22 protein-coding genes are annotated in these 26,785 nt (G+C 64.7%); 10 read left to right on the top strand and 12 right to left on the bottom strand.

Annotated features, from left to right (window positions below):
- Positions 1–7: 7 nt before the first annotated feature.
- The 4 genes from H4V99_RS00495 to H4V99_RS00480 all read right to left on the bottom strand — a co-directional run bounded on the left by H4V99_RS00495 (position 8) and on the right by H4V99_RS00480 (position 3,271).
- On the bottom strand, positions 8–430 hold the full coding sequence (locus H4V99_RS00495; RefSeq protein WP_280674560.1) for an ATP synthase subunit C: 423 nt from the start codon (positions 428–430) through the stop codon (positions 8–10).
- Positions 427–1,758, bottom strand: a complete 1,332-nt coding sequence (locus H4V99_RS00490) for a V-type ATPase 116kDa subunit family protein (protein WP_280674558.1) — start codon at positions 1,756–1,758, stop codon at positions 427–429. Before H4V99_RS00490 ends, H4V99_RS00495 begins: the two co-directional genes overlap by 4 nt.
- Positions 1,745–2,776 (bottom strand): hypothetical protein, encoded by a 1,032-nt coding sequence (locus tag H4V99_RS00485; protein ID WP_280674557.1) that lies wholly within the window; start codon positions 2,774–2,776, stop codon positions 1,745–1,747. Before H4V99_RS00485 ends, H4V99_RS00490 begins: the two co-directional genes overlap by 14 nt.
- 63 nt (positions 2,777–2,839) lie before the next feature.
- On the bottom strand, positions 2,840–3,271 hold the full coding sequence (locus H4V99_RS00480; RefSeq protein ID WP_280674555.1) for a hypothetical protein: 432 nt from the start codon (positions 3,269–3,271) through the stop codon (positions 2,840–2,842).
- A gap of 150 nt (positions 3,272–3,421) precedes the next feature.
- Between H4V99_RS00480 and H4V99_RS00475 the strand changes: the two genes are divergently transcribed.
- Positions 3,422–3,946, top strand: coding sequence for a hypothetical protein (locus H4V99_RS00475; RefSeq protein ID WP_280674554.1), 525 nt, complete (start codon positions 3,422–3,424; stop codon positions 3,944–3,946).
- A 94-nt stretch (positions 3,947–4,040) separates the two neighbouring features.
- Here H4V99_RS00475 and H4V99_RS00470 read toward each other — a convergent pair whose 3' ends face one another.
- The 3 genes from H4V99_RS00470 to H4V99_RS00460 form a co-directional block, all read right to left on the bottom strand.
- On the bottom strand, positions 4,041–4,841 hold the full coding sequence (locus H4V99_RS00470) for an isocitrate lyase/phosphoenolpyruvate mutase family protein (RefSeq protein WP_280674552.1): 801 nt from the start codon (positions 4,839–4,841) through the stop codon (positions 4,041–4,043).
- A gap of 94 nt (positions 4,842–4,935) precedes the next feature.
- The gene (locus H4V99_RS00465; protein WP_280674551.1) at positions 4,936–6,246 is read right to left on the bottom strand and encodes an MFS transporter; all 1,311 of its coding nucleotides are present in this window, start codon (positions 6,244–6,246) and stop codon (positions 4,936–4,938) included.
- Positions 6,247–6,282: 36 nt separating this feature from the next.
- Positions 6,283–7,380 carry a LacI family DNA-binding transcriptional regulator gene (locus H4V99_RS00460; protein ID WP_280674549.1) on the bottom strand — a complete coding sequence of 366 codons (1,098 nt, stop codon included), beginning with the start codon at positions 7,378–7,380 and terminating at the stop codon, positions 6,283–6,285.
- Between the two features lie 131 nt (positions 7,381–7,511).
- On the opposite strand from H4V99_RS00460, the gene H4V99_RS00455 reads away from it, so the two are divergent.
- The 8 genes from H4V99_RS00455 to H4V99_RS00420 all read left to right on the top strand — a co-directional run bounded on the left by H4V99_RS00455 (position 7,512) and on the right by H4V99_RS00420 (position 15,822).
- Entirely contained in the window at positions 7,512–8,522 is a 1,011-nt protein-coding gene (locus H4V99_RS00455) for a substrate-binding domain-containing protein (protein ID WP_280674547.1), read from the top strand.
- A gap of 42 nt (positions 8,523–8,564) precedes the next feature.
- Complete coding sequence (locus H4V99_RS00450; RefSeq protein WP_280674545.1) at positions 8,565–9,590, top strand: ABC transporter permease; 1,026 nt, start codon at positions 8,565–8,567, stop codon at positions 9,588–9,590.
- Positions 9,591–9,592: 2 nt separating this feature from the next.
- Positions 9,593–10,366 (top strand): ATP-binding cassette domain-containing protein, encoded by a 774-nt coding sequence (locus tag H4V99_RS00445; protein ID WP_280674543.1) that lies wholly within the window; start codon positions 9,593–9,595, stop codon positions 10,364–10,366.
- Positions 10,367–10,609: 243 nt separating this feature from the next.
- Positions 10,610–12,487: a molecular chaperone DnaK gene (gene dnaK / locus H4V99_RS00440; protein ID WP_280674541.1), complete on the top strand. Its 1,878-nt coding sequence runs from the start codon at positions 10,610–10,612 to the stop codon at positions 12,485–12,487.
- Positions 12,488–12,495: 8 nt separating this feature from the next.
- Complete coding sequence (locus H4V99_RS00435) at positions 12,496–13,158, top strand: nucleotide exchange factor GrpE (protein WP_280674539.1); 663 nt, start codon at positions 12,496–12,498, stop codon at positions 13,156–13,158.
- A complete protein-coding gene (locus H4V99_RS00430) occupies positions 13,151–14,161 on the top strand; it encodes a DnaJ C-terminal domain-containing protein (RefSeq protein ID WP_280674537.1) in 1,011 nt (336 codons plus the stop codon). The genes H4V99_RS00435 and H4V99_RS00430 overlap by 8 nt, the downstream gene beginning before the upstream one ends.
- A gap of 2 nt (positions 14,162–14,163) precedes the next feature.
- Complete coding sequence (locus H4V99_RS00425) at positions 14,164–14,580, top strand: MerR family transcriptional regulator (protein ID WP_280674535.1); 417 nt, start codon at positions 14,164–14,166, stop codon at positions 14,578–14,580.
- 75 nt (positions 14,581–14,655) lie between these two features.
- Positions 14,656–15,822, top strand: coding sequence for a methyltransferase (locus tag H4V99_RS00420; RefSeq protein ID WP_280674533.1), 1,167 nt, complete (start codon positions 14,656–14,658; stop codon positions 15,820–15,822).
- Between the two features lie 31 nt (positions 15,823–15,853).
- Here H4V99_RS00420 and H4V99_RS00415 read toward each other — a convergent pair whose 3' ends face one another.
- From H4V99_RS00415 to H4V99_RS00395, 5 genes are all read right to left on the bottom strand, one after another.
- Positions 15,854–17,398 (bottom strand): APC family permease, encoded by a 1,545-nt coding sequence (locus H4V99_RS00415; protein ID WP_280674531.1) that lies wholly within the window; start codon positions 17,396–17,398, stop codon positions 15,854–15,856.
- A gap of 21 nt (positions 17,399–17,419) precedes the next feature.
- Positions 17,420–18,331 (bottom strand): universal stress protein, encoded by a 912-nt coding sequence (locus H4V99_RS00410; RefSeq protein ID WP_280674529.1) that lies wholly within the window; start codon positions 18,329–18,331, stop codon positions 17,420–17,422.
- Complete coding sequence (locus H4V99_RS00405) at positions 18,328–20,316, bottom strand: primary-amine oxidase (protein ID WP_280674527.1); 1,989 nt, start codon at positions 20,314–20,316, stop codon at positions 18,328–18,330. The genes H4V99_RS00410 and H4V99_RS00405 overlap by 4 nt, the downstream gene beginning before the upstream one ends.
- 126 nt (positions 20,317–20,442) lie before the next feature.
- Positions 20,443–21,012 carry a histidine phosphatase family protein gene (locus H4V99_RS00400; RefSeq protein WP_280674525.1) on the bottom strand — a complete coding sequence of 190 codons (570 nt, stop codon included), beginning with the start codon at positions 21,010–21,012 and terminating at the stop codon, positions 20,443–20,445.
- 14 nt (positions 21,013–21,026) lie between these two features.
- Positions 21,027–24,434, bottom strand: coding sequence for a DEAD/DEAH box helicase (locus H4V99_RS00395; protein WP_280674523.1), 3,408 nt, complete (start codon positions 24,432–24,434; stop codon positions 21,027–21,029).
- Between the two features lie 160 nt (positions 24,435–24,594).
- On the opposite strand from H4V99_RS00395, the gene H4V99_RS00390 reads away from it, so the two are divergent.
- Positions 24,595–26,778 (top strand): AAA family ATPase, encoded by a 2,184-nt coding sequence (locus H4V99_RS00390; protein WP_280674521.1) that lies wholly within the window; start codon positions 24,595–24,597, stop codon positions 26,776–26,778.
- Positions 26,779–26,785: the final 7 nt, after the last annotated feature.

Here is a 26,785-nt window from a genome sequence, read left to right as displayed (position 1 = left end):
GCACGCCTCAGGCTTTTCCGATGAGAATGATGGCGATAATCAGGCCGTAAATGGCGATTCCTTCTGCCAACCCCACCACCACCATGGCCCGGCCGAAAATCTCCGGTCGTTCGCTCATGGCGGCCAGCGCCGCCGACCCCGTGTAGGCAACGGCAAACGAGGCACCAATTGACGACCCCGCCACGGCAATGGCGGCGGCAATGAGCGCGGACCCGCCACTGCCCGTGGGTGGGGCGGTGGCCATCTCGGTGGCGGCGCTCGCCGGACCCGCCGTGAGCGCCACCGTCACGAGCGCGAGGGCGCCCGCCATGATGGCGACATTCACCACCACGAGCAGGGTGAGCCCCGACCGGCGTCGACGTTGCAGAAGCACAACGGCCCCGGCCGTGGCCAGAAGAAAAATGGGGATCGTGCCGAGCCAAATGTTCACGACGCACGCCTTTCGGTTTCACGAGTGGGAGAGCGGATGCCGTCGGTCGACACGTCGGTCGATTCCTCGGCACGGAGCGGTGACCAGGCCTGGAAGGCACGTCCTTCGGACTGAAAGATTCGGGAAAAAAGCTCGTAGTACTCGAGCCGAAGCGCCTGAATTGCGGCCACCAGAGCCTCGAGAGCGAAGGTGAGTGCATTGCCCACCAGGAACACCGCAATGGCGGCGACGGCCCGCCAATCCGGGGCCCACAGTGCGGTGGTTCCGGCCCAGACCACCGCCAGCAGCGCCGCGTGCGTCAGACCGAAGGCGGCGAGCCGGGCAAAGGAGACCAGATTAGAGCCGAGCCGAATCACCGTGTCAATGAGTTCGATGGCGGCCTGAGCAACCCCCGTTGCGCCACCACCGGCATCCACAAAGTACCCGACGAAGATGAACCCGAGAGCCGCCGCCCCGAGCACGGCGGCCAGGCCGATCAGCGCACTCTGGTTGGCGAGGAGCCCCCACGTGAGGAGGCCGACCGCGAGAAATAGGGCGGAGCCGGCCAGCCCGGAACTGGCATACAGCGCATACCCCCAGCCGCCCTCACGCACGCGGTTGATCGTGCCGAGCGCGTAGGCGCCGGCCAGAAGAACGGCTCCGAAGACGAGGGCGGTCACGAGCAGGGGGATGGGGTTTTCCAATGGGTTCAACCACAGCACAGGGATGAGTCCGGTGGGTCCAAACGCCTCGCCGTACAGCAGCCCAAAGAACATGGAGGTGAGACCGGCACCGGTCACAAAGAGCCACGTTGTGCGCAGTCGTTTCAGCCGGGTGATTTTTCCCGTGCGCAGGAGGAGTCCGATACCGAGCAGAATAGCCCCGTGTCCCAGGTCGCCAAACATCATGCCGAACATGACGATGTAGGCAAGGCCTGCTAACCGTGACGGGTCTACGTCGGCGTAGGGGACGGTTCCGTAGGTGTCCACGAGACTGCGCGACACCCGGCCGGTTCTGGTGCCAGTTCCGGTGAGCAGCGTTGGAGGTTGCACGCCGCGCGGACGAGCCAGCGGAACCACGGCTGCACCCAGTGGCTCAAGCGCCTGGGTGAGTGCGGCGAGTTCCCGCGCGGGGGTCCAGCCCACCCAGCCCGCAGTTGGGCCGGACACCACGGCCGCCTTCGCCGCGCGCAGAATCTCCTCGGGGCCCACACCCACCGGGGCGGGTAGCTCGAGCTCAACCGCGGCGGTGTGAGCGACCGCACGCAGAGCGGCCTCACGCCGGTTTTCGGGGGCCACAATGGCCACTCGCGTCATCTGCACGGGACTGAGCGACTCACGCCAGGGCATCGAGCACCTCGCTGTGACCGATGCCTGCAGCCGCCGCCGAGAGGGCGGCCCGTACGCGCCACGCGTCCATCGCGAGCACCGCTATACCCCCGAGAACAATGTCTGGTCCCGGCATGGCGCCCCGCAAAAGACGGAACCCCTCGGCCTCCACCCTTGCCCGCAGCCTGGCCTCCGATCGCCACAGATCGAGCGGTCCCTCGGTGTGGCGCAGAGCGTCGCGCGCCCCCCGGGGCAGGCTCGCCCGAAGATCAGCAAGGGTTCCAGCACGCTCCCATGCTCGTCCGAGCAGCGGCCGGGCAACCGCACACAGGCGCGGCGAGGCCGGGGTCTGGTCCACGAGCAGCATTCGTGCCACGAGTAGCCCTGCGGCAGCCTCCGCCCACGGCCGAGCGGCCCCCGCAACCGCAGCAATGCGAGTGAGCCAGACGAGGGTGAGAACGTCTCGGTCAGCGGGGGTGCTGGTCTCACCCGTGTTGGAATCGCCCGCGCTGACGCTACCCGCGCCAGCCTCACCTGCGTTGGAGTAGGCCCACGGCGAGGTGCGCAGTGCCGCATCCAGTTCCGAAACGGATGTCGCCTCCCGCAACCGAGGCCATGCCGTTGCCAACGCTCCCAACTCGAACGGCTGCCCCGCGGGCTGACCGGTGCCGAGAGTGTGGGCCAGCGCCACAATGTTGTCGCGTTCGTAGCCGGCAGCCACCGCGCGCACCAGCCGCGTTCCCGTGGCGGGAATCCAGCCCGCGAGCACTCGAATGTGCCACAGCACCGTGCTGCGGATGGCGTGTTCGGCAGCACCCTGCTCCGTGCACCCGGCCACGCCCGCGCCATACGTCGTGTCGGCCAGCAGAGCGAGGGCGTTGCTCAGGCGGCGGGGGTCGTTCGTGCTGTTCGTGCTGTTCGTGCTGTTCAGGTCGGTCAGTACATTCAGCGTTGCGATCTGCTGGCAGGCACCCGCGCCCACGCGGCGCTCGGCTAGTGATCTGGCCCGCACCGACGCGGCCACCCAGTCAGACTTCATCGACTGGCCGTTTTCATTGTCTGGCCGTTTTCATTGCCCGGCAGGTTTCCCCCTGCGCCCGATTCATTGTGCGGCCAGCTGTTCGCTCAGCATGGTGGTGAGAACCCGCTGTGCGGCAACCGATAGTCGGGCATCGCCGGCAACTCCGAGCGACGTGGCCCTGGCGTGAGCCGCCGCGAGCACGCGGGCATCCGCTTCGGCCTCGGTCTGCACGATGTGTGCTGCAGCACGTGCCTGGTCGGCACCGGTGTTCAGTCTGGCCTCGGCCACGAGTGCCGTGGCGCGGTCCGAGGCCTTCGCAACCGCAGCCGCGGCGTCACGTTCGGCTTCCTGCACGAGCGTCTGGCATGCGGCCAGATCGGCGGCGAGGGCGGCGAAAACCGGCGCCAGCTCCACGGCGGGGCCGAGCACGTCCGTGGCCGGAACACCGACCGCACCCGCTGCTCCGGGCGCGCCCACCGGGCGAAACCGGTCCAGAAAATTCTGTCCTGCCATGAATCTCCCTGGGTTGAGAGCCCTGTGATGCTTGGAGTGTAAACCCAAGCCGCCACCATCACACCGGGCACAGCGACTCTATTTTGCCTGCTGCCTCGATGCGCCACCGGCGTTCATACGCAGGTAACGTTCACCCGGTAAAATCGTGGCATGACCGCCACGCCCATTCCGCCCTTCGCAGACGCCCTGATCGTGCCCGAAGCGACACCCGAGTACCCGGAACGCATGAAACGATTCGGACGACTCGTGGGCTCCTGGGCGGCCAAGGGAAGCCGGCTCAACGAGGAGACCGGCGAGTGGTCCGAGCGCACCTTCGTGTGGCAGATGGCGTTCATCCTCGACGGCCGTGCCGTGCAAGACATCGAGATCGAAACGAACGACGCACACCCGGCCGGCCGCGAAACCGTCGCGACCGCGATTCGGGTCTATGACGCCCTCGCCGGTGCCTGGCGCGTGAGTTATTTCGCGCCCACCCTGGGGGAGTACTGCCACCTCGTGGCCACCCCGTATCGGCTGGGGATTCGCCAGGATGGAACGCGCACCGACGGCAAACCGATCCGCTGGAACTTCACGTCAATTACGGCCAACTCCTACAAGTGGGAGGGCTGGGTGTCCTCCGACGAGGGCGCCACCTGGCTGCTGATTGAGCACAACGAGGCCACGCGCATCCACTGAAAATAGGCGAGTGGATGCCCCAACCAGGTTGGGGCATCCACTCGCCTTGGGTCACGTGGCCGGGTGTGCGACCGCCACGTGTGTGCTGCGGAGTTTAGAGCTCGAACTTAAAGCCGAGCTCAGCGGGGTATTCGCCGAGCGCGGTGAGGTTCGTGGCGGCGTTCTGCAGCGCGGCGAGCGTGAGACCGAGCGTGCCCGGTCCGAAGCTCACCCGGGAGATGCCGAGCTCGGCCAGGCGGGCGAGCGGCACGAGGCCGGGAGCGCCGATCACGGAAATGCGACCGTTTACCTGCTCCAGGGCGCGCTGCACCTTGTCTTCGTCGGTGAGGCCGAGGAAGAAGATGACGTCGGCTCCGGCGCCGAGGTAGGCGTTGGCGCGGGCAACCGCTTCGTCCCAGTCGCCGCCACCGGCGAGCGTGTCGACGCGGGCGTTGATCACGAGGGGGATTCCGCTCTGGTCGGCACCGGCGCGGGCGGCGGCCACGCGGGCGGCCGCAGTGGCAATGTCGTACTGCGGGGCCTTGGGGGCGCCGATGGAGTCCTCAATATTGATGCCCACAATGCCGGATTCCTCGATCAGGCGACGCACGTTGCGCGTGATGCCGGCCTCGCTGTCGGAGTAACCCTTTTCGAAATCGGCGGAGACGGGCAGATCAACGGCGTGGGCGATGATGCCGGCGGCGATGATGGCCTCGTCCACCGTGAGGCCTTCGCCGTCTTGCAGACCGCGAACGTTGGAGATGGAGTGGCTCGCCGTGGCGAGTGCCTTCACTCCGGGAGCCTCGGAGACAATCTTCGCGGTGATGGCGTCCCAGACGTTCGTCACGATGAGCGGCTCACCGGGTACGTGCAGGGCGTTCAGCAGTTCGGCTTTCTGAAGCTGTGAGAGTGTCATCCTTCCAGTCTGCAGCGGGCCTCGCTCGATCACAGCATCAACTCAGTGGATGCTCAGGCTGCGCCCTGCTGCCACTCAGGTCGTTCGCACCCGGTCAGGAAATCTGCTTTTGGTGCGCTTTCACGGGCAGCAACAGCAGCAGGCCAAGCAGCAGCACGAGCATGATGCCCAGAATGCCCCAGTAGGTTTCACCGGAGATTGTCACCATCACCGCGAAGGACAGCGGCGCCAGAAAACTCACGGCACGCCCCGTGGTGGCATAGAGGCCAAACACCTCGCCCTCCCGTCCCGGCGGAATGAGCCGGGCCAAAAACGTGCGGCTGGCCGACTGCGCCGGACCCACAAACAGACAGAGTGCGAGTCCGGCTGTCCAGAACACAATTTGGCCACCATCGTGCAGAAAAAAGACCACCAGACCACTCACGAGCAGCCCAATGAGCGCCGTGACAATCACCGGTTTGGCCCCCAGTCGATCGTCGAGGGCGCCCACACTCATGGTGGCCACGCCGGCCACCACGTTCGCGGCAATGGCAAAAATAATCACCTCGCCCGCCGAGAATCCGAAAACGGATGCCGCCAGCACGCCCCCAAACGTGAACACCCCCGCGAGCCCATCACGAAAAACGGCACTGGCCAACAGAAAGTACACCGTGGGACGGCTGGTCTTCCAGAGGCGCGCAATGTCGTGACCGAGCTCCGCGTACGAACGCAGAAACCCCACGCGTTCGCGGCGGGCGGCCTTCGGCACGCGGTATTCCGGCACCCCCAGCAACACCGGGAGTGCAAACAGGCCAAACCAGGCCGCCGAGATGAGCATCGATACCCGAACGGCCATCCCGTTTTCGCTCGTGACTCCGAACAAACCCACCTCGGGGCTGATGAAGCCGAAGTACACAATGAGCAGCAGCACAATGCCGCCGAGATAGCCCATGCCCCAGCCAAAGCCGCTCACCCGGCCGATGCTTTGCGGGGTCGATACCTGCGCGAGCATGGCGTTGTAGTTCACCCCGGCAAACTCGAAGAACACGTTGCCGGCGGCCACAAGGAACAGGCCGAGAAGGAGTGCGCTGGGGCTCGCTTCCACGAAGAACATGCACGCCGTGATGGCCACCACCACGAAGGTGTTCACGCCGAGCCAGAACTTGCGGCGACCGGAGGTGTCGGAGCGCTGCCCGGTGATGGGCGCGAGCACGGCAATCAGAAACCCGGCGATGGCAAGCGCCCAACCCAGCTGAGCGGAGACGATGTCCTTATCACCGAAGGCCGAACCGGTGAGGTACACGGTGAAGACAAACGTTGTGACGACCGCATTGAAGGCGGCGGATCCCCAGTCCCAGAAGGCCCAGGCCACCACCCGCCCGCGCGTGGGGGTGGCACCAGCGTCTACGGCGACTGTCTCGGTCATGAGCACAATCTACTGCGCCGAGGCAACAGACACGCGCTAGTTGTCGCGGTAGTCCTTCAGGTACAGGTTAGCCACCGAATCTCGGGTGATCAGCTCGGTGGGGAGCACCACGAGCTCGGTTGGTTGGCCGGGCTCGTCGATCTCGGCGAGGAGTTTCGTCACGGCTAGACGGCCGATTTCTTCGACCGGACGCGCGACCACGGTAATGCCGGGAACGATGGCGGCTGCCCACTGGCTATCGTCCACCGTGATGACCGACAGATCCCGTCCGATGGTGAGTCGGCGATGACCGGCAACCTTGAGCACGGCCAGCGCCATGTCGTTGTTTGACGTGAAGATGATGGTGGGCGGGTTTGGTCGGTCAAGAAGTGATGCCACGGCCGCTTCGGACAGCACCGGCTTATCTTCGCAGAAGATCCAGTGCTGGTTTGCGGGCCTGATGCCGGCATCGGTGGCGCCCTGCAGAAATCCCTCGGTACGGTCCTGCACGGTGGAGATGAGCTCGCTCGGGCGCTGCTCCGTCATTCCCTTCACGCTGGAGGCGGTGATGAGAAAGCCCAGCCGCTTGTGACCGAGGGAAATGGCGTGGCGCACGGCTGCCCGCGTGCCGCTGAAGTCATCCGTGGTGATGGCGGTGAGGGGCGGGTAGTCGAGGCGGCGGTCAATGAGCACGATTGGTTTTCCGCCAAGCTTGGCCGGTGTGAGGTGCTTGTAGTTCGCCGACAGGGACGGGACGACGATCAACCCGTCTACCTGTTTTTCGAGCAGCGTCTCAATGGCCTGCCGCTCGATGGTGCTGTCTTCATCGGCGTTGGTGATGAGCAGCTGGTACCCGTTTTTCTTCGCCTCGTCAACGATTGCCTTGGTGGCGCGATCAAAGAAGGCGTTGGTGAAGTCAGCAATGATCACCAGCCCGATGGTCTTGGTGACGCCCACGCGCATTGCGCGCGCAAGCTCGTTCGGACGGTAGCCCAGTACCTCCGCGGCCTGTTCTACCCGGGCCACGGTGGCGGCAGACGTGCGCCCATAGCGGCCTAATGCCCGGGATGCGGTGGCGCGGGAGACTCCCGCCTCGGCAGCCACATCGACAATCGTGGGCGGCTGACCCGGTTTGGTGACGTCCTCGTCCCGCACAGTGTTCCCCTTTAATCGTGACCTAACCGTTACCCAGTCAAGTTGCGAAATCTTTTCTCACATTGGAATATATAGTACCAAGGTTTGCGAGAACGATCTCGCACCGGTCACGTAAGTCAAAGGAGACATTCATGAGGCGTTCAACCCGATCGATTGCAGTTGTTGGTGCAATGGCGGCTTTCGCATTGACGCTCGCCGGTTGCTCAAGCGCCGGCAGCGCCGATTCCACCGATGCTGCGGCACCGGAGGACATCACAATTGCATTCGTCATGGGCGCAGAGGCAGACCCCTTCTTCCAGGCCATGAAGGTCGGTGCAGAAGACGAAGCCGCAAAGCTCGGCGTCACCCTCATCTGGCAGGGCGACCCGTCCAACTACTCGGCCGAGACGCAGATTCCGATCGTCGACGCGGTTCTCGCCCAGCAGCCCTCGGGCCTCGTGCTGATTCCCACCGACCCGACCGCGCTGCAGGCTTCGGTCTCCAAGGCCGTTGCGGCCGGCATTCCGGTGGTCAACGTGGACACCCACGTGGACGACCTCAGCGATGTTGTCTCGTTCATCACGGGTGACAACGCCGACGGCGGCGCGAAGGCTGCCGACGCACTCGCCACGCAGATCGGCTACACCGAGGGCGAGACGTACCAGGTTGTTGTTGGACTCACCAGCGCCACCGCCACCACCAACGTCAGCCGTCTCGATGGCTTCACGGCTCAGATCGAAGCCGAGTACCCCGGCATCGAAATCGCTGATGTTGCCTACTCCGAGTCCAACCCGGAAAAGGCCGCCACCAACGTGAACGGCTGGCTCACCCGCTTCCCCGACCTGGCTGGCATCTTCGCCATTGACGGCACGAACGCCTCGGGTGCGGCTGCCGCGCTCGAAGCCAAGGGTCTCGAAGGCACCATCGGTCTCGTCGGCTACGACGCATACCCGGACAACGTGGCCAAGGTCAAGTCGGGTGTCTTCACCGCGCTCGTCGCCCAGGACCCCGCCGCCGAGGCCCGTCTGGCCATCCAGACGCTCGTTGAGTACATCAAGACCGGGAAGACAGCCACCGCAAGCGAAGTTGTCATCCCGAACGTCGTTCTGGACGCCAACACGTCCGACGCCGACTTCTCGAAGTACACCTACGTCGCTTCCTAAGCCGACGTCCTCCCGGTAGCTGCAGAAAACAAAGGCACACACATGACCAACGTCAGTCAGAGCGCGCAGAAACCCGCCCTCTCGTCCCGACTCGCCGCACTGGCCAACCAGAGCACCATCCTGGTGGGGGTGATGATCATCTTGATCGGAGTCTTCACCCTGCTCGAACCGAAGTTCTTTTCGGTCGCCACGGCCAACAACGTGCTCACGGACTGGGGCTCTGTCGCCCTGATTGCCGTTGGTCAAACCTTTGTTGTCATCAGCGGTGGCATCGACCTGTCGGTCGGTGCCACCATCGGACTCAGCGGAGTGATCTCCGCCTGGACCATGGCCAACGTTCTGGGCCTGGACCAGACCGTGAAGGGGCAGGATGCCGCCGGGCCCCTCCTCATCGGAACCGTCGTCTCGGTTGCCGTGGGGCTGGGTGTCGGTTTGGTGAATGCCTTCCTGATCAACAAACTCAGAATTGTTCCCTTCATCGCCACCCTGGCCACCATGGGAGCCGCGCTCGGCTTCTCGGTGATCATTTCCAAGGGCGCCCCCATTGGCAGCGCCAATGACTTCGGCCTCATCACGGCCATCTCACCCACCTGGAACCCACTGTCCTGGGCCGTGCTTTTCGTGGCGATCGTGATCGCCGTTCTTGGTCTTTTTCTCCACAAGTCCCGCTTTGGTCTCTACACCTACGCCATCGGCTCCAACGCCTTCGCCGCACGGGCGGCCGGCATCAACGTGGAACGCCACCTCACCATGGTCTATGCGCTCTCGGGTGCACTGGCCGGCCTCGCGGGTATGTACGTGTATATACGTCTGGGTGCAGGCTCGCCCTCCTCGGGTACCGGACGCGAACTCGACGCCATTGCGGCAGTCGTCATCGGCGGTGCGTCCCTCATGGGCGGCGTGGGTCGCATCATGGGTACCATCCTCGGCGCCCTCATTCTCTTCACGGTTCAGTCCGGCCTCATCATGGTCGGTGTCGCACCCGACTGGAAGAAGGTCGTCGTGGCCGTTCTCATCGCCGCGGCAGTCGCCGCGCAGACCCTCCAGAGCAAGAACGGGAGAAAATAACCATGGTCGGCGAAGTCATCTATGAAGTACGGAACGTCTCCAAGCGCTACGGATCGGTGATCGCACTCGACGGAGCCAGCCTCAAGCTGCACGCCGGAGAGGTTGTCGGCCTCGTTGGTGACAACGGAGCCGGAAAATCAACCCTGGTGAAGGTTCTCTCGGGAGCCCACAAACCGGATGGCGGACAAATCTTTCTCGACGGTGTGGAGCGGGAGTGGAGCTCACCGCGCGAGGCCCTCGAGGCCGGCGTGGAGACGCTGTATCAGGACTCGGGCCTGGCACCACACCTGACCGTCTCGGAGAACGTGTTCCTGGGCCGTGAAAAGGTCGTGCCGGGAATTCTTGGCAAGCTGGGCTTTCTGTCCAAGACCGCCATGGCTCGGGAGGCTCACAACGACCTCGAGCGGGTGGGGATTGCTGTGCCCGCGTCGAATCGCTCCGTATCCCAGCTGTCCGGCGGTCAGCGCCAGGCGGTGGCAATCGGCCGCGCGGTGTCGTGGGCGAGAAAGGTGATCATTCTTGATGAGCCCACCAACCACCTCGGTGCGCGGCAGGCCGGCGAGGTGCTCAACGTCATTCGCGCCGCCAAGGCCAAGGGGCTCGGCGTCATTTTCATCTCGCACACCCTCCCGCACGTGCTCGAGGTGACCGACCGCGTGGTGGTGTTGCGCCTCGGCCGCATCGTGATGGATGCCCCCACCTCCGAGTTCGATGGCGACCGCCTGATCGGCGTGCTCACCGGAACCATCTCCACCATCAAGGTGGACGGCGACTAGCCAGCCTTCGGGCACTTCATACCTGGACGGGTCGCACTGAGTACAGCGTGCGGCCCGTTCTTCCATTTAGTACTGGCTTCCATTTCATGCTGGCTTCCCGCAAAGTTGAGTCACTCACACTCAACTTTCAGCACGAGAAATTGACACCTGCCACGGTGGTCTGGAATACTTGAGTCATCGAGGCTCAAGTCTTGAGATCACTTAGCAGTTTGTTTCACACATGATTGAAGGAGAACAACCCACATGGCTCGTGCAGTAGGTATTGACCTGGGAACCACTAACTCCGTGGTGGCCGTGCTCGAAGGTGGAGAACCCACCGTCATCGCCAACGCTGAAGGACTGCGCACCACTCCTTCGGTCGTTGCCTTCACCAAGGACGGCGAAGTTCTCGTTGGTGAAACCGCCAAGCGCCAGAACGTCACCAACGTTGACCGCACCATCTCCTCCGTGAAGCGCCACATGGGCACCGGCTGGACCGTGGGCATCGACGAGAAGAAGTACACGCCGCAGGAGATTTCCTCGCGTATTCTGGCCAAGCTCAAGCGTGACGCCGAGCAGTACCTCGGAGAAAAGGTCAGCGACGCCGTCGTCACCGTTCCCGCGTACTTCAACGACGCCGAGCGCCAGGCCACCAAGGAGGCCGGTGAGATTGCCGGACTCAACGTGCTGCGCATCATCAACGAGCCCACCGCGGCCGCTCTGGCCTACGGGCTCGACAAGGGTAAGGAAGACGAGCTTATTCTGGTCTTCGACCTCGGAGGCGGAACGTTCGACGTGTCACTGCTCGAAGTGGGCAAGGACGACGACTTCTCCACCATTCAGGTTCGCTCGACCGCCGGTGACAACCGCCTCGGTGGAGACGACTGGGACCAGCGCATCGTTGATCACCTGATCAAGAAGTTCAAGGAGACCACGGGCGTCGACGTCTCCGGCGACAAGATCGCCAAGCAGCGCCTGAAGGAAGCCGCCGAGCAGGCGAAGAAGGAACTCTCCTCGAGCATGTCGACGAGCATTCAGCTTCCCTACCTGTCGCTGACCGAAAACGGCCCGGCCAACCTCGACGAGACGCTCACCCGCGCCCAGTTCGAGAAGATGACCGAGGACCTGCTCGACCGCACGAAGAAGCCCTTCCAGGACGTCATTCGTGAAGCCGGCGTGAAGGTGGGCGACATTGCCCACGTTGTTCTCGTTGGTGGTTCCACCCGTATGCCCGCCGTGTACGAGCTCGTCAAGAGCGAGACCGGCGGCAAGGACCCGAACAAGGGCGTCAACCCCGATGAGGTCGTCGCCGTGGGCGCTGCCCTGCAGGCCGGCGTGCTGAAGGGCGAGCGCAAGGACGTTCTGCTCATTGACGTCACCCCGTTGAGCCTCGGTATCGAGACCAAGGGCGGCATCATGACGCGCCTCATCGAGCGCAACACGGCCATCCCCACCAAGCGCAGTGAGACCTTCACCACGGCTGATGACAACCAGCCGTCCGTGGCCATTCAGGTCTTCCAGGGCGAGCGTGAGTTCACCCGCGACAACAAGAACCTCGGTACCTTCGAGCTCACTGGAATCGCACCGGCACCCCGTGGCATCCCGCAGGTTGAGGTCACCTTCGACATTGACGCCAACGGCATCGTGCACGTGTCCGCCAAGGACAAAGGCACCGGAACCGAGCAGTCAATGACCATCACGGGTGGATCCTCACTCGCGAAGGAAGACATCGAGCGCATGGTTCGCGAGGGTGAAGAGCACGCGGCAGAAGACAAGCGTCGCCGTGCCGAGGCCGAGACCCGCAACACGGCCGAGCAGCTCGCCTACTCCATCGAGAAGCTCATCAAGGACAACGACGAGAAGCTGCCCGAAGACGTGAAGAGCGAAGTTCAGGCCGACGTTGACGCACTCAAGTCGGCTCTGGCCGGCGACGACGAGGCAACCGTCAAGACCGCCTACGACAAGCTCAACGAGAGCCAGGGCAAGCTTGGCGAGGCCATCTACAAGGCCAGCGAAGCGGATGCCGCAGCTGCTGCTGCCGGCGAGGCAAGTGCCGAGGAGGCACCTGCCGACGCCAACAAGGATGAAGACGTTGTCGACGCCGAGGTTGTCGACGACGACGAAGACGAGAAAAAGAAGTAGACCGAGAAATGGCAGACAAGAAGCACCCCGACAAGAAGCGCCGGGACGACGAGTCTTCCGCTCCGGAGGCATCCACTACGGGTGCCCCCGGGGCTGGCGACCAGGCGTCTGGTGCCGACTCAGTCTCCGGCGCGGAAGCGACTGAGGCATCCGCTACCGAGGCTGAGGCCGCGGAGAGCGCCGATGGTATCGAGGAAGACGAGCTGACCGTACAGGATATTCTCGACGCTGCCGAGCGCGAGGCTACCGAGCCGACCAGTGAGCACCTGGCCGATCTGAAGCGGGTCACCGCCGAGTACGCCAACTACCGTCGACGCACCGAGGCCAACCGTCAGGTGGAGAAGGAGCGCATCACCGGCGACATTGTGAAGCTGCTCATTCCCATTCTCGATGACCTCTACCGCGCCGAGAAGCACGGGGACCTGGACAGTGACTCGGCGTTCTCCACCATCGCCGCGAAGCTGCGCTCCAGCGTAGAGCGCCTCGGACTCACCTCGTTCGGAGCCGTGGGCGACCCCTTCGACCCCACCATGCACGAGGCGATCTTCCAGCAGCCGTCCGCAGACGTCGACACGGAAACCGTCGGCGATGTGGCGGAGACGGGCTACTACCTCGGGTCCACACTGCTTCGTGCGGCCAAGGTCGTCGTGCAGGTACCGAGCGATGGCTAGCCAAGACTGGTTCGACAAGGACTTCTACAAGGTTCTGGGCGTCTCGAAAGATGTCACCCCGGCCGAACTGAAGAAGGCGTATCGCAAACTCGCTCGCAAGTACCACCCGGACTCCAACCCGGGGAACCCCGCCGCCGAGGCGAAGTTCAAGGAACTGAGTGAGGCGCACTCCGTGCTCTCCGACGCCGCGCAGCGCAAGGAGTACGACGCCGTTCGGGCTATGGGCAGCGGGGCGCGGTTCGCCGCGCCCGGCGGCCGTGGCCAGTCGGGTGGTTTTGAAGATGCCTTCGGCGGCATGTTCGGTGGCGGTGGCGGCGGAGGTCGTCAGCAGAGCTACACCTTTGAACAGGGCGGGTTTGACGACATTCTCGGTGGAATGTTTGGCCGCGGTGGCCAGGCCGGTGCCGGGTTCGGTAACCCCAGCGGCGGCTATCGCGGCTCGGGTGCGCCCACCCGTGGTCTTGACATGGTGGCCAGTACCACCATCGACTTCATCACGGCCGTGCAGGGTGATCAGATCAACCTGCAAACGCATGACGGTCGGCCGATGAAGGTCAAGATTCCGGCAGGCGTTGCCGATGGGCAGAAGATTCGCCTGCGCGGCAAGGGCCAGCCCAGCCCCGATGGCGGAGAGCACGGCGACATTGTGCTCACCATCACTGTGCGTCGACACCCGGTCTTCGAGCGTGAAGGCCTGAACCTGCGGGTACACATTCCGGTCACCTTCGTGGAGGCGAGCCTCGGAGCAACAATTGAGGTTCCCACCCTCGGTGGCTCACCCGTGAAGCTGCGGGTGACGGCCGGCACCCCGAGTGGGCGCGTGCTGCGGGTCAAGGGCCGCGGCGTCGTGACCACCAAGGGCACCGGAGACCTGCTCGCCGAGGTTCAGGTGGCTGTTCCGTCGCACCTCTCCAAGGACGCCGAGGAAAAGCTGCGAGCTTTTGCCGAGGCATTGCCGAAGGAAAACCCGCGCGATGAAGTGATTGCCCGGGCCAAGGGCTAGTCATGGATGAGAACACCCCGGTCTTCGTGATTTCTACGGCGGCGGAGCTTGCGGGTATGCACCCGCAAACTCTGCGCCAGTACGATCGCCTGGGCCTCGTGTGCCCCGAGCGCACCGCCGGAAAATCGCGTCGTTACTCGATGCGGGACGTCGTAAAACTGCGGGAAATCGCGGAACTTGGCGTTCAGGGGGTGAGCTTGGAGGGCATCCGTCGTATCCTCGAACTGGAGGATCACGTGCGTCGCCTCGAATCTCGCCTGCGAGATTTGGAAACGACGCTCGCCGACGAGCTTTTGAACCGACCGGGCCGCCGCGTTTTCGCGGCTGGCTCGGCCGGGGACGTCATCTCTATGAGGGCTGGTACCCGAACCCGGCGTGCCAACCAGGTTGTCATCTGGCGCCCTCGAGACCACGGTTGAAGCACTCAGCTTCACCACGCGTTTTAGTTATTTTTCACCAGTGTCACCACGTAACCGCAGTTAGCAGGGGGAACGATGTCCGAATCGGGCACACGCAAGCAGACGCTCACCACGTCACGGACCGATTTCGACTTCGATCGACTGAGCCGCCAACCAGACGTTGAAGCCGACAACCTTTTCGCGGTCGACGCGAGTGACCGGCTCATCCTCGACGAAGCGGCCGGCGCACTCGCCGGAGCCGGCTCCGGCAACGTCGTTATCCTCGAGGACCGCTACGGCGCACTCACCCTCGGCGCCGCTGCCCTGCACGGCGCCCGCAAGCTTCGCGTCTACCAGGACGCCCTCTCGGGCGAGCATGCCCTCGAGCGCAACGCCTCCCAGTTCGGTCTCGACGACTGCTACCGCTCGCTGCCTCTCGGCGAAGAGCTCCTGACCGGCGCACGCGTGGTGCTTTTTCAGATTCCGCGCAGCCTCGGTGAACTCGACGAGATCGCCAGCGCCATTGCCCGCTACGCTGCGCCCGACGTTCTCGTCTTCGCCGGTGGCCGCATCAAGCACATGTCCGTCACCATGAACGAGGTGCTGCGCCGTCACTTCGGCGCCCTCAACGTGACGCCGGCACGCCAGAAGTCCCGCGTGCTGATCGCCACGTCACCCATCGCCACGGGCCCGTCCGACTGGCCGCACACCGAAGTGCACGAGGATCTCGGCCTCACCGTGCGCGCCCACGGCGCCGCATTTGCCGGCACCAGTGTTGATATCGGCACGCGCGCGCTGCTCGACGTGCTCGACCGCATGAAACCGGATGCCGAATCCGCGATTGATCTGGGCTGTGGCACCGGTGTGCTCGCCGCGGCTCTGGCCCTGCAGCGGCCGCGACTGCGCGTGATCGCTACCGATCAGTCGGCAGCTGCCGTGGCATCCGCTCGCGCCACCATGGACGCGAACGCGCTGGCCGAACGCGTGACCGTGGTGCGTGACGACGCCCTGAGCAGCCGCGCCGAGGGTTCGGCAGAACTCATTTTGCTCAACCCGCCGTTCCACATTGGGTCCTCCGTGCACGCCGGTATCGCACTCAAGCTGTTCGCAGACGCTGCCCGTGTGCTGAGCCCCGGCGGTGAGTTGTGGAGCGTCTGGAACACGCACCTGGGGTATCGCCCCGAGCTCACCCGCATCGTGGGCCCCACGCGCCAAGTGGGCCGTAACACCAAATTCACGGTGACGGTCTCCACCCGGCGCTAACGCCGTGCTGCGGGGCTAGTCGGCTGCCGGGCTAGTCGAGCGAGGTGCCCTTCGTGAGGGTTTTGCCCTGGAAGAACGCGGGGTTCGCCCGGCGCTGCACGAACATCAAAATGATGCCCGAGCTGAACAGCACCACGGCGAGCACGAACACGAGCCCGACGCCGCCGATGTTGGAGCCGCTGCCGTAGTCGGGGCTCATGCTGTCGATCACGGTCGTCACGAAGATGACGCTGAGGATCACCCCGCCGATGAGCGGCGCGAGGAACTTCAGGAAGAAGGCCCGCGCGTTTGAGAATGCCTCGGCCCGGAAATACCAGACGCACGCGAATGCCGTGACGCCGTAGTAGAAGCAGATCATCATGCCGAGCGTGAGGATCGTGTCGGTGAGTACGTCGGTGCTGACTACCCGCAGCACGGCATAGAAGCCCCACGCCACGACCGCCGCAACGATCGTGGCAAAACCGGGCGACTTGAACCGCGGGCTGATGCTCGCGAACCGCTTGGGGAATGCGTCGTAGTGACCCATCGCCAGCATGGTGCGGGCCGGACCCACGAAGGTGGACTGTAGGGACGCGGCCGAACTGGAGAGCACGGCGAGGGAGAGCAGAATGGCGAACGGACCCATTACCGGCCCCGCCAGAGCCGCAAAAACGTTGCCCTGAATGTCTTCGTTTCCGAGGCCGAGGGCGCCCGTGCCGATGCCGGAGAACATCAGGGCGGCAATGGCCACCAGAATGTAGAGGGCAAAGATAATGACCACGGTGAGCGTGGCGGCGCGGCCCGGCGTGGTCTTCGGGTTTTTGGTCTCCTCGTTCATGGTGAGGGTGACGTCCCAGCCCCAGAAGATGAAGATCGACAGCGAGACCCCGGCCGCAAAGGCGGAGAAGCTCGGTACCAGGAACGGGTTGAACCAGCTGGCGCTGAACGCGAGTTCGTCGAAGGCGGACCCATTACCGAATTCGATCAGGGCAGCGACGCTGAACCACACCAGCACAATGAGTTGGAAGGCAACGAGAACGTATTGCACCACCTTGGTGGTTTCCATGCCGCGGTAGGAGACGTAACAGGCCAACACCATGAACACCAGACAGGTGACGATGTTGATCAGTACATTGTTGGTGAGATCGGCGAGGGCGGGGTTGTTGAACACCTGCGCGAGCGCCAGATAGAGGAAGTCGACCGCGACCCCGGCAAGGTTGGAGAGCACCACCACCGTGGCGACGATCAGTCCCCAGCCGCCCATCCAGCCGATCCACGGGCCGAAGGCTCGGGTGGCCCAGGTGAAGGAGGTGCCACTGTCGGGCATGGCCGTGTTCAGTTCGCGGTAGCCGAGAGCAACGAGCAGCATGGGGAGGAACCCCACAAGAAAGATGCCCGGCATCTGTGTTCCCACGGCGGCTACCGTGGGGCCGAGGGATGCCGTGAGTGTGTACGCCGGCGCAATGCACGAAATGCCGATGACGGTGGCGCCGAGCAGGCCGATTGAGCCAGCGCTGAGGCCCTTGGCTGACAGGCCGCCGGTGGTAGGCAGGGCGGAAGCATCGGGCGTCGCGCTGGGCGAGGGGGTGTGTGCCATAATCCTGGTCCTTGAAGTCGGCTAAGCGTGGAGCGGAACGCGCGGGAGGTTGGGAACGACCACGAGCGGCACGGGGAGCCCGTGCAGCATGCGGTGCGCCGTGATGCCGAGGAAGATGCGGCTGGGGCTGGCCAGCCTGCTCGAGCCGACAAAAGCGATCTCGCCGGGTCGCCAGTCCAGAGCCTCCACTGCGGCCTCCACCGTTGCACCGGTGGCGACCTCGGTGGTCACGGTTCCGGTCGCGCCCGAGCGCTTCTGGAAGTACGTGAGGACCCCGGCCAGGTGGGCGGCGCTGTCGACCTTGGCCGCGTCATCGTGGGCGCGGGTGCGTTCGTGCGCGGGTCGGGCGTGGGAGGCATCCGCTTCGACCAGCGTGACAAAGCGCAGGTCAACGGGAAGGCCGTCCGCGAGAGCAACCATGGAATCGAGCAGCGCCTCCCACCCGGAGCGGGTGCCAATGGCGCAGGTGATGCGGGTGACCGCCTCCGGCGCCCGGTAACCGCGGGGGGCGAGCGCAACGGGCACCGGGGAGGCGTGCAGCAGGGCGTTGGCGACACTGCCAATCGTGAAGCGGTTCAACAGACCGCCGCGCGCGGCTCCCACCACAATGCGGTCGGAATCGAACTTTGCGGCTGCCGCGATGAGGCCCTCCGAGGTGGAATCGGCCCAGAGCACGTGGGTGGTGACGGGAACGTCGCTGGGGACCTGGGTGGCCGCCGCGGCGAGCCACTCTCGGGCCTGCTCTTCGAGCAGCCGTTCGAAATCGGCCGTCGAGGCGGGAACCTTCGCGGGCACGGCCGTCGACCGCTCGAGCATGAGGCACACCCGAAGCTCAGCGTGCGTGAGCCGGGCGAGTGCCACTCCCAGCTCAATGGCCTCCTTGCCGCGTGCGGTCGCCTCGTAGGCGACGACATAGTTGGGAATTCGGGTCATTCCGCTACCTCCTGATGGTGCTGGCTGTGGTCGTGTTCGGTGTGGTCGTGGCTCGCCTGGTCATGACCGGGGGCGCAGTGCGTTGACATGCTGGGAGCTACGTCGAGGGAGGGGTTGCGATCGAAGAATCCCACCGGCTTGAGCCAGAAAGCCACCGTGTCGCTCGGCATGATGGGCCAGTCCTCCGGCCGTGTCACGTGATGAATTCCAAAAACATACCAGAGCACGACGTCGGTGTTACGCACCGGGCGTTCGGCCTGAATCCACTCGGGCAAACCGTGGTCCACACTGCTCTGGTTCACGAATTCGCCGCACGGCCAACGCTCTGTCTCGTCGCTGGGCGTCACCCACACGGTGTGGCCGATCACCTGGGCGCGTTGAAACGCGGGGGCGGTGGGGTCGAAGAGGGAGGGGATCGCTGCGCTCGGCACGAGCTTGTACGACACCGCGGTGCCGAGACCATTAAGCGAGTTCTCGTTGACCACCTTCCAGGTGCGCTGGGTGTTCCAGTCGAAGTCGTCAAAGCCTTCCTGCTCGATCGGGGTGTTCACCTGGATCAGGCCCAGTCCGTGCGGATTATCGGCGTTTGTGGGCTGAATGTGAGTTTCGGAGCGGAAAACCGTGTTGTCGCTGCCGTCGATGTCCAGGTCCATCCGGGCCACGATGAAGTGCTGGTGGATGGGGGCGTAGGTGAGGTTGTCCACGAGGGGGCCGTTGGGGTGCAGTTGACCCTCTTTAATGTGAGTCACCACCATGATGCCGGTCGCGCGCACCTCGCACTCGATATTGCCGTCTTCATAGAAACGCCAGTACACGAGGTATTCGTAGTTGGCCACGGTCACGTGGAAGGACACGACGAGCCGACGCATCCGTCTCACCTCAACGTTGCCATTGTGGTCCACGTGCTTCCAGAGCACACCGTTGTCTTCTTCGTGCACGCAGAACGCGTTGGGGATCTTGTAAGGTTCACCCGCGCTGTTGTGCAGCACGGCGTCGATGTACTGCACCTCGCCGAGGCAGTCGCAGCCGAGCTCCAGAGACGTGGTCATGAAGCCGAGGCCCCACTCACCGATGTCGAAGGCCGTGCGGCGAAAATGGTCCACGCTGGGGTCGCGATACGGCACGATCATTTCCGAGAATGAGAGCCGGTTGGCAACCGGGCGCACGCGCTCGCCGCCCACGGCAGCGCCATCGCGGTACCCCACACGGTGCAGCGTCATGCCCTCGCGGTAGTTGAAGCCCACCCGCATCGACCAACCCTGCCACTGGATCAGGTGGCCGTCGATCGAGAACCCGGCACCCTCCGGCTGCGCAATGTCGAGCGGCTTGCGCGGCGGTCGCACGCTCTGGGCACGAATCCGCTCCGGCACCAGGTGCGGCACGTATTCGCCCATGATCTCGGGCGTCTCCACGGTGAAGGAGTCCTCGATCTCGAGCAGCTCCATCGTGTTCACGTCGATTACCAGGTGCAGACCGTTCACCGGTCCGGCGTAGGGGTTGCCGTCTGTGGAGGCGCGTACCCAAATGTCAGACCAGCCGAGCCGGCGACCGCGGTACTGGTCGGGGATGACGGCGTCGCCATACGTCCACGTATCGATGAAAACCAGGTCAAGGTTGGTGATGCCGCGCTGTGCGAGAGCGGCAATCACGTCCGGGTGCACGCGCAGGGCAGCATCCGCTTCTTCCCACTCGTCCACGGTGAAGTTGGCCTGCACGCCGGGAACATGAGTGAACTCCAGCACCCGATCGTTGGTCAGCGACACCACCGCCGTGTAGGTGGCATTCTCGGCCCGGTGCAGCACCACGAGTCGGGCGAGACGTTCGGGAACGGTCCCGGTCTGCTCAAAATCGGTGATGAGCTGCCGGGGTGGTTCCACGAGTTCGATGGAGGCGAAGCGCCAGCCGGCCCCCACGCCGTGTTCGCGCGCCAGTATGGCGCTCGCCCCGGAGAATTCCTCGGCGGCGAGCGGATCAAGTGGATGCATGCCAGTAGTACGGGCGGGTGAAGGCGACACAGATCTCATCCTCTGCAGTGAGCGACGGAACAACGTGTAGACAGACTACGTCCAAATCGGGCCATTCGTCCCGTTTTGGCTCGCGCCGAGCCGAAATTACTGGGGCGGGGTCTCGCCGTTCAAGATCTCGAGCTTCCAGCCGGCGGGGTGATGCTGCACGAGGGTGAGCGCGGCGTTATTAATGCTTCCGATCGGCCGCTCCAGCACGCGCTCGAGACACAGGCGAATGAGCGTGCCGTGGCTGACGACGATGATGCGGGCACCGGGGTGTTCGCGTGCGAGTTGCTGCAGGGCGTCGATCCCGCGTTCGGCAACGTCTGACTCGGCTTCGGCGCCATGAAAGCCGCCCGGAAAACGGAGGGCCTCAAGCTCTTCGCCGTCCTGCAGACCCTCTGCGGGACCGTAATCACGCTCAATCAGACCCGGAATGCGCAGCGTGACCGTGAGGTCAAGGTCGGCAGCGATGAGATCGGCCGTCTCGGCGGCGCGGGAGAGTGGGCTCGACACCACAAAGTCCCACTCGAAGGCGGAGAGGGGAGCCACGGCATCCGTTGCCTGACCTCGTCCCACGTCGTTCAGGGGAATGTCGGTGGCACCCTGGATGCGCAGCGCTGCGTTCCAATCGGTTTGACCGTGGCGAATGAGGGCGAAGGTGGTGGAAGTCACTCCTCTATTCTGCCCTAGGCGAGAAGTTCCCGGATGTCCGAGGCGGTGAGTGCGGTTGCCCGAGCGGCGCCATCGGTCATCACGCTTTCAAACAGTCGAGCCTTCGTGGCTTTGAGCGCCATCACTTTCTCTTCGATAGTGTCCTTGGACACCAGGCGATACACCATCACGTTCTTGGTCTGTCCGATGCGGTGCACGCGGTCCACGGCCTGCGCCTCGGTGGCCGGGTTCCACCACGGGTCCAGCAGAATGACGTAGTCGGCCTCGGTGAGGTTGAGTCCGAATCCGCCGGCTTTCAGGCTGATCAGAAACACCGAGGTGTCGCCGTCCTTGAAATCGCTGATGGCCTTGGCCCGGTTGCGCGTCTTGCCGTCGAGGTAGGAATAGCTGATGCCAGCCGCCTCCAGCCGGTCGCGGGCCTTGCCCAGGTACTGCGTGAACTGGCTGAAAATGAGCGTGCGGTGTCCCTCCGCCACGGTGTCCTCCAGCAACTCCAGCAGGGCGTCGAGTTTGGTTGACGGAATGGCATCATATTTCTTGTCGTACAGGCTGGCATCGAGGCTCAGCTGACGCAGCATGGTGAGCGACCGAAAAATCTCGAACCGGTTCGCGTTCATGTTGTCGATGAGTCCCAGCACCTTCTGGCGCTCACGGGCCAGGTGCATGTCATACACCTTGCGGTGTTTGGGGTGCAGGTCGAGTTCGAGCACCTGCTCCTGCTTCTCGGGCAGGTCCCCGGCCACCTGATCTTTGGTGCGGCGCAGCATGAACGGGCGGATGCGTCGGCGCAGCTGCCCCAGTCGCTCGCTATCCCCGTCGGTCTCGATCGGCTTGCGGTAGTAGTCCGTGAACCGGCTCGGGCTGGCGAAGAGGCCCGGGGCCGTGATCGAGAGCAGTGACCACAGCTCCATGAGGTTGTTCTCCATGGGCGTTCCGGTGATGGCGAGCTTGAACGGAGTGGTGAGGCGCCGTGCGCACTGGTGCGCCTTGCTCTGGTGATTCTTCACGAACTGAGCCTCATCGAGCAGCAGTCCGGCCCAGTCGAGGCTGTTGTACTCGTCGAAGTCGAGTCGGAACAGGGTGTAGCTCGTGATGACGACATCCGCTCCCTGACTAGCGGATGCGAGACTCACGCCCCGCTTACCGGCCGTCTGGCTTACCGTGGCCACCGTGAGCCCGGGCGCGAAGCGTGCGCACTCCGCGGCCCAGTTCGACACCACGCTCGTGGGTGCGACCACGAGGAACGGAGCCCGGGGGCCGTCGCTTTCGGCTCGGCTGTCCCGGGCGTGGGCGATCAGTGCAATCGCTTGCAGGGTTTTTCCGAGGCCCATGTCGTCGGCGAGCACGCCACCGAGGCCGTGGTCGTACAGAAAACTGAGCCAGTCGAAACCGGCCTGCTGATAGCCGCGCAGCGTGGCGTGCACGAGCGGGGAGAGCGGACGCTCATCGATCTGCGTGGCGTCGGTGAGCCCCTCGATGGCGCTGCGCCAGCTGGCCGCCTGCTGGGCAACGACGCCGAGCTCCTGCAGTTCCTCCCAAAGGTCGGCCTGAAAACGGCTGAGCCCCAGCGAGTCGGAGGAGGCGTCCTGCAGACCCCTGGCCTCCTCAATGAGGTGGCGCAGCTGGTGCAGTTCGGGCCGGTCCAGGCTGAAGTAGGTGCCGGTGGGCAGGATCATGAGTTCCTGCTCCGAGGCGAGCGCACGGAACAGCTCGTCGAAGGGGATCTCCTCGCCCTCGATGCTCACCGTCACATCCAGGTTGAACCAGTCACGGCTGTCGGCGCGAGCGGTGGTGGCGAGGCTGATGACGGGAGCCTCGTCGGCTTCCCGGTAGCTGGGCGCACCCTCGGCCACCGTCACGGACACGTGCGGCAGGGTGCGCAGGGTGGGGAGCAGCGTGTCGAGGAACGAGATCATGGCCGAGCCCTCGAGGCTGGAGCGCGCGTTCAGTCGTGGGTGCCCGCGGTAGTCGGGAGCCAGGGCCGGGAACGCGGTGAGGGCGGAGTCGAGGCTCAGCAGAATGGCGGCCTCGGCGGCCGCGTCGCGGTAACCGGCATCGCTCGGCGAGGTCCACAGGGCCAGGCGGTAACGCTCGAGACCGGCATCTGCTTCATCCGCTGCCGCCGAGGGGGGAGTGTCGCTGGTGGGAGCGGGCGCGCTGGCGAGGTAGCGCCACTGCCAGAGCAGTTCAACCCGGTGCCCCGCTTGGTGCGTCACGCCCAGGCAGAGCTCGGGCCGGGGGCTCTCCGGCAGGGTGAAGGAGCCGTCGTGACTGGTGAGCGTGAGCTGCTGGCGCAAAAACGGGTAGTAGTCCGAGACGAAGGCCGGTTCATCGGCGCTCGGAATGTGCAGCGGCGTCGGTGCCGTGGCCAGCGCTCGCATGTCCGCGTTCACCCGGTGGGCGAGCGGGGCCAGGGTGAGGTTGGTCACGGTATCGTCGTCGAGGTCGTCCGCGTTCGACCAGGTGAAAATTCCGTGGGCCGGTTCCCCGATGAAGCCCACGTCGCGGCGCTGCAGCCGAACGGAGTTGAGCACCACCAGGGGGGTGAGCGTGAGGCCCTCCTCCGTGCGGTTGATGTCGAGCTCGAGTGCGGCATCCGCTTGGCTGAGAATAATGGGGGACTGGGTGGCGTTGCTCGAGACGAGCGGAAGCCCGGTCGCGCGCGCCTCGCCGAGCAGTTCCCAGAGCGCGCGGTTGGCGAAGCCGTCGAGATGAATCCACTGGTCCGCGTAGGTGTAATAGCGCGAACCGGCCGAATACAGCGCGTAAATGGCGGCAAGAATCTTGCGGTGCTCGGGGGCGAATGACCCGGGCAGGTAGGAAAGGTTGTCCCAGGTGATGTTGCCGCGAATCCACTTGCCCTTCTTGCCCATGAGCATGGGGCGGGCGCCGAGTCGCTGCGGTTGTGGGCCACGGCGGGCGGCGAAACGCGTGGCGGGGGCAGGCTCCAACAGATCGAACTGCAGCGCAATCGCGGTGGCGGTCGCCTCCTCGTCGCGGGGGCGGGTGAGCGCACCGAGGGCCGTCTGCCAGGCGGGGGCAGCCGGTGGCTCCGGGGCGGACTCGAAGGCGGGCATCCGCCTTTCACCGAGTGGACGCCCGGGTGAGCGGGCGGGTTGGCTGGCCTCCGGCGCGCTCGCGCTGGAAATGAGGAGGGCGGCCACGTGCTTGCAGTTCGTTTTCATGGGGCAGGTGCACACACCGGATGCCCGCAGCACCACGCCGGAGCCGCTGAGCGTAAACGACACGGTCACCGAATATGGCTCGGGGTTGCTGCCCTGCACGTTGCCGAACAGCTGGGTGCCATTACCAAACCAGGAGCGGGCGGTGACGTGGCCGTTGCGCGCGTAGCGCTCGCCGCGGGAAAACGACTGGCTGCCGACGAGTCGGGCGATCTCGTGTGTGCTGAGGGAATGCGCCATGGGCGAGAGAAACTCCAGTGGTTGGGCCAACCTCCATTCTCGCACCTCCCACCTGACCGGCCGCCCGGCACGTGGTGGGGGTGGAGTGCCTGGCGCGGTGGCGGGGCCCCGGTGGGAGGGATAAAATTGAGCTAATTCGACTCAACTCGGGAGGCATGCGATGCAAGCCGGACAGCAACCGTCACAGGAAAAAGCCAAGTCGCCCTTGGAGCTCTACGGCGTCAACCTCACCGAGATCGCCAAGAGCGGCAAACTCGACCCGGTGATTGGTCGTGATGCCGAGATTCGTCGCATCAGCCAGGTGCTCACGCGTCGCACCAAGAACAACCCGGTGCTGATCGGTGAACCCGGCGTGGGGAAGACCGCCGTGGTGGAGGGCCTCGCGCAGCGCATCGTGGCCGGTGACGTGGCGGAATCCCTCAAGGGCAAACAGCTGGTGGCCCTCGACCTGGCCGCGCTCGTGGCCGGGGCCAAGTACCGCGGCGAATTTGAGGAACGCCTCAAGGCCGTGTTGAAAGAGATCAACGATGCCGACGGACAGATCATCACCTTCGTTGACGAACTCCACACCCTCATGGGCGCGGGTGGTGGCGAGGGGTCGGTAGCGGCCTCCAACATGCTCAAGCCCATGCTGGCCCGCGGCGAACTGCGCCTGATTGGCGCCACCACACTCAACGAGTACCGCGAATTCATTGAAAAGGATGCCGCGCTCGAGCGCCGCTTTCAGCCCGTGCTCGTGGACGAACCGTCCGTGGAAGATACCGTGGCCATTCTGCGTGGCCTCAAGGAACGCTACGAAGCCCACCACAAGGTGACGATTGCCGACGCTGCCCTCGTGGCCGCGGCATCCCTCTCCAATCGCTACATCACCGCCCGTCAGCTGCCCGACAAGGCCATCGACCTCATCGACGAGGCCGCGAGTCGGCTGCGGATGGAGATCGACTCCTCCCCGGTAGCGATCGACGAGCTGCGCCGCGGCGTCGACCGGCTGAAACTGGAGGAACTCGCGCTCAAGAAGGAGAAGGACGACGCCTCAAAGGCCCGGCTCGTGAAGCTGCGTGCCGACCTCGTGGAACGGGAAGCGACCCTGGCCGAGCTGCAGATTCGCTGGGACAAGGAACGTGCCTCGCTGAACCGCATTGGTGAGCTGAAGGAACGACTGGACTCCGCCCGCAGCGCGGCCGATCGGGCGCAGCGCGAGGGCAACCTCGAGACGGCGTCCCGGCTGCTGTACGGCGACATCCCGGTGATGGAGCGGGAGCTTCGTGCGGCGGAGCTGGAGGAGTCCGACGGACCCCGAATGGTCAGTGACCAGGTTGCGGCCGAGGACATTGCTGCCGTGGTTGCCGCGTGGACGGGCATTCCGGTGGGCCGACTGCTGCAGGGGGAGATCGAAAAGCTGCTGAGCCTCGAGCAAGAGCTTGGCCACCGACTCATTGGGCAAAAACCGGCCGTTCGCGCGGTTGCCGACGCCGTGCGCCGCTCGCGGGCCGGAATCTCCGACCCTGAACGACCCACCGGTTCGTTCCTCTTTCTGGGACCCACCGGCGTGGGCAAGACCGAGCTGGCCAAGGCGCTCGCCGAGTTTCTTTTCGACGACGAAAAGGCCATGGTGCGCATCGACATGAGCGAGTACGGCGAGAAATTCTCCGTGTCCCGCCTGGTGGGAGCGCCTCCCGGGTACATCGGCTACGAGCAGGGGGGTCAGCTCACCGAGGCCGTGCGGCGCCGCCCGTATTCCGTCATTCTCTTTGACGAGGTGGAGAAAGCGCACCCCGAGGTGTTCGACGTGCTCCTGCAGGTGCTCGACGACGGCCGGCTCACCGACGGTCAGGGTCGCACGGTGGACTTTCGTAACACCATTCTCGTGCTCACCTCCAATCTGGGCTCCCAGGTTCTCGTGGACCCCACCCTCTCCACCCCGCAGAAGGAGGCGGCCGTGCAGCAGCTGGTGCGGCAGGCCTTCAAGCCCGAGTTCGTGAACCGCCTCGACGACATTGTGATCTTCTCCACTCTCACCACCGACGAGCTGGGCGAGATTGTGGAGCTCTACGTGGAACGGTTGCAGCGCCGGCTCGGCGAGCGTCGGCTGGAACTGGCCGTGACACCGGATGCCCGTCGCTGGCTTGCCGACGAGGGCTACGACCCCATTTACGGGGCGCGTCCGCTTCGTCGACTCATGCAGCGCGAGATCGACGACCGGCTGGCACGTGCCCTTCTGGCCGGGAGCGTTCGCGACGGTGATACCGTGCTGGTGCAACTGGCGAGCGACGGGGGATCGCTCACCGTGGCATCCACTGCCCTCGCCGATGCCACCGCCGAGGAACTCGACGACCTGCTCTGAACCACTA

Origin of the sequence: Cryobacterium sp. CG_9.6 (assembly GCF_029893365.1) — a bacterium.
Lineage (GTDB): Bacteria > Actinomycetota > Actinomycetes > Actinomycetales > Microbacteriaceae > Cryobacterium.
Note: the sequence above shows the minus strand (reverse complement) of the source record. Positions and strands in the feature narration are given on the sequence as shown.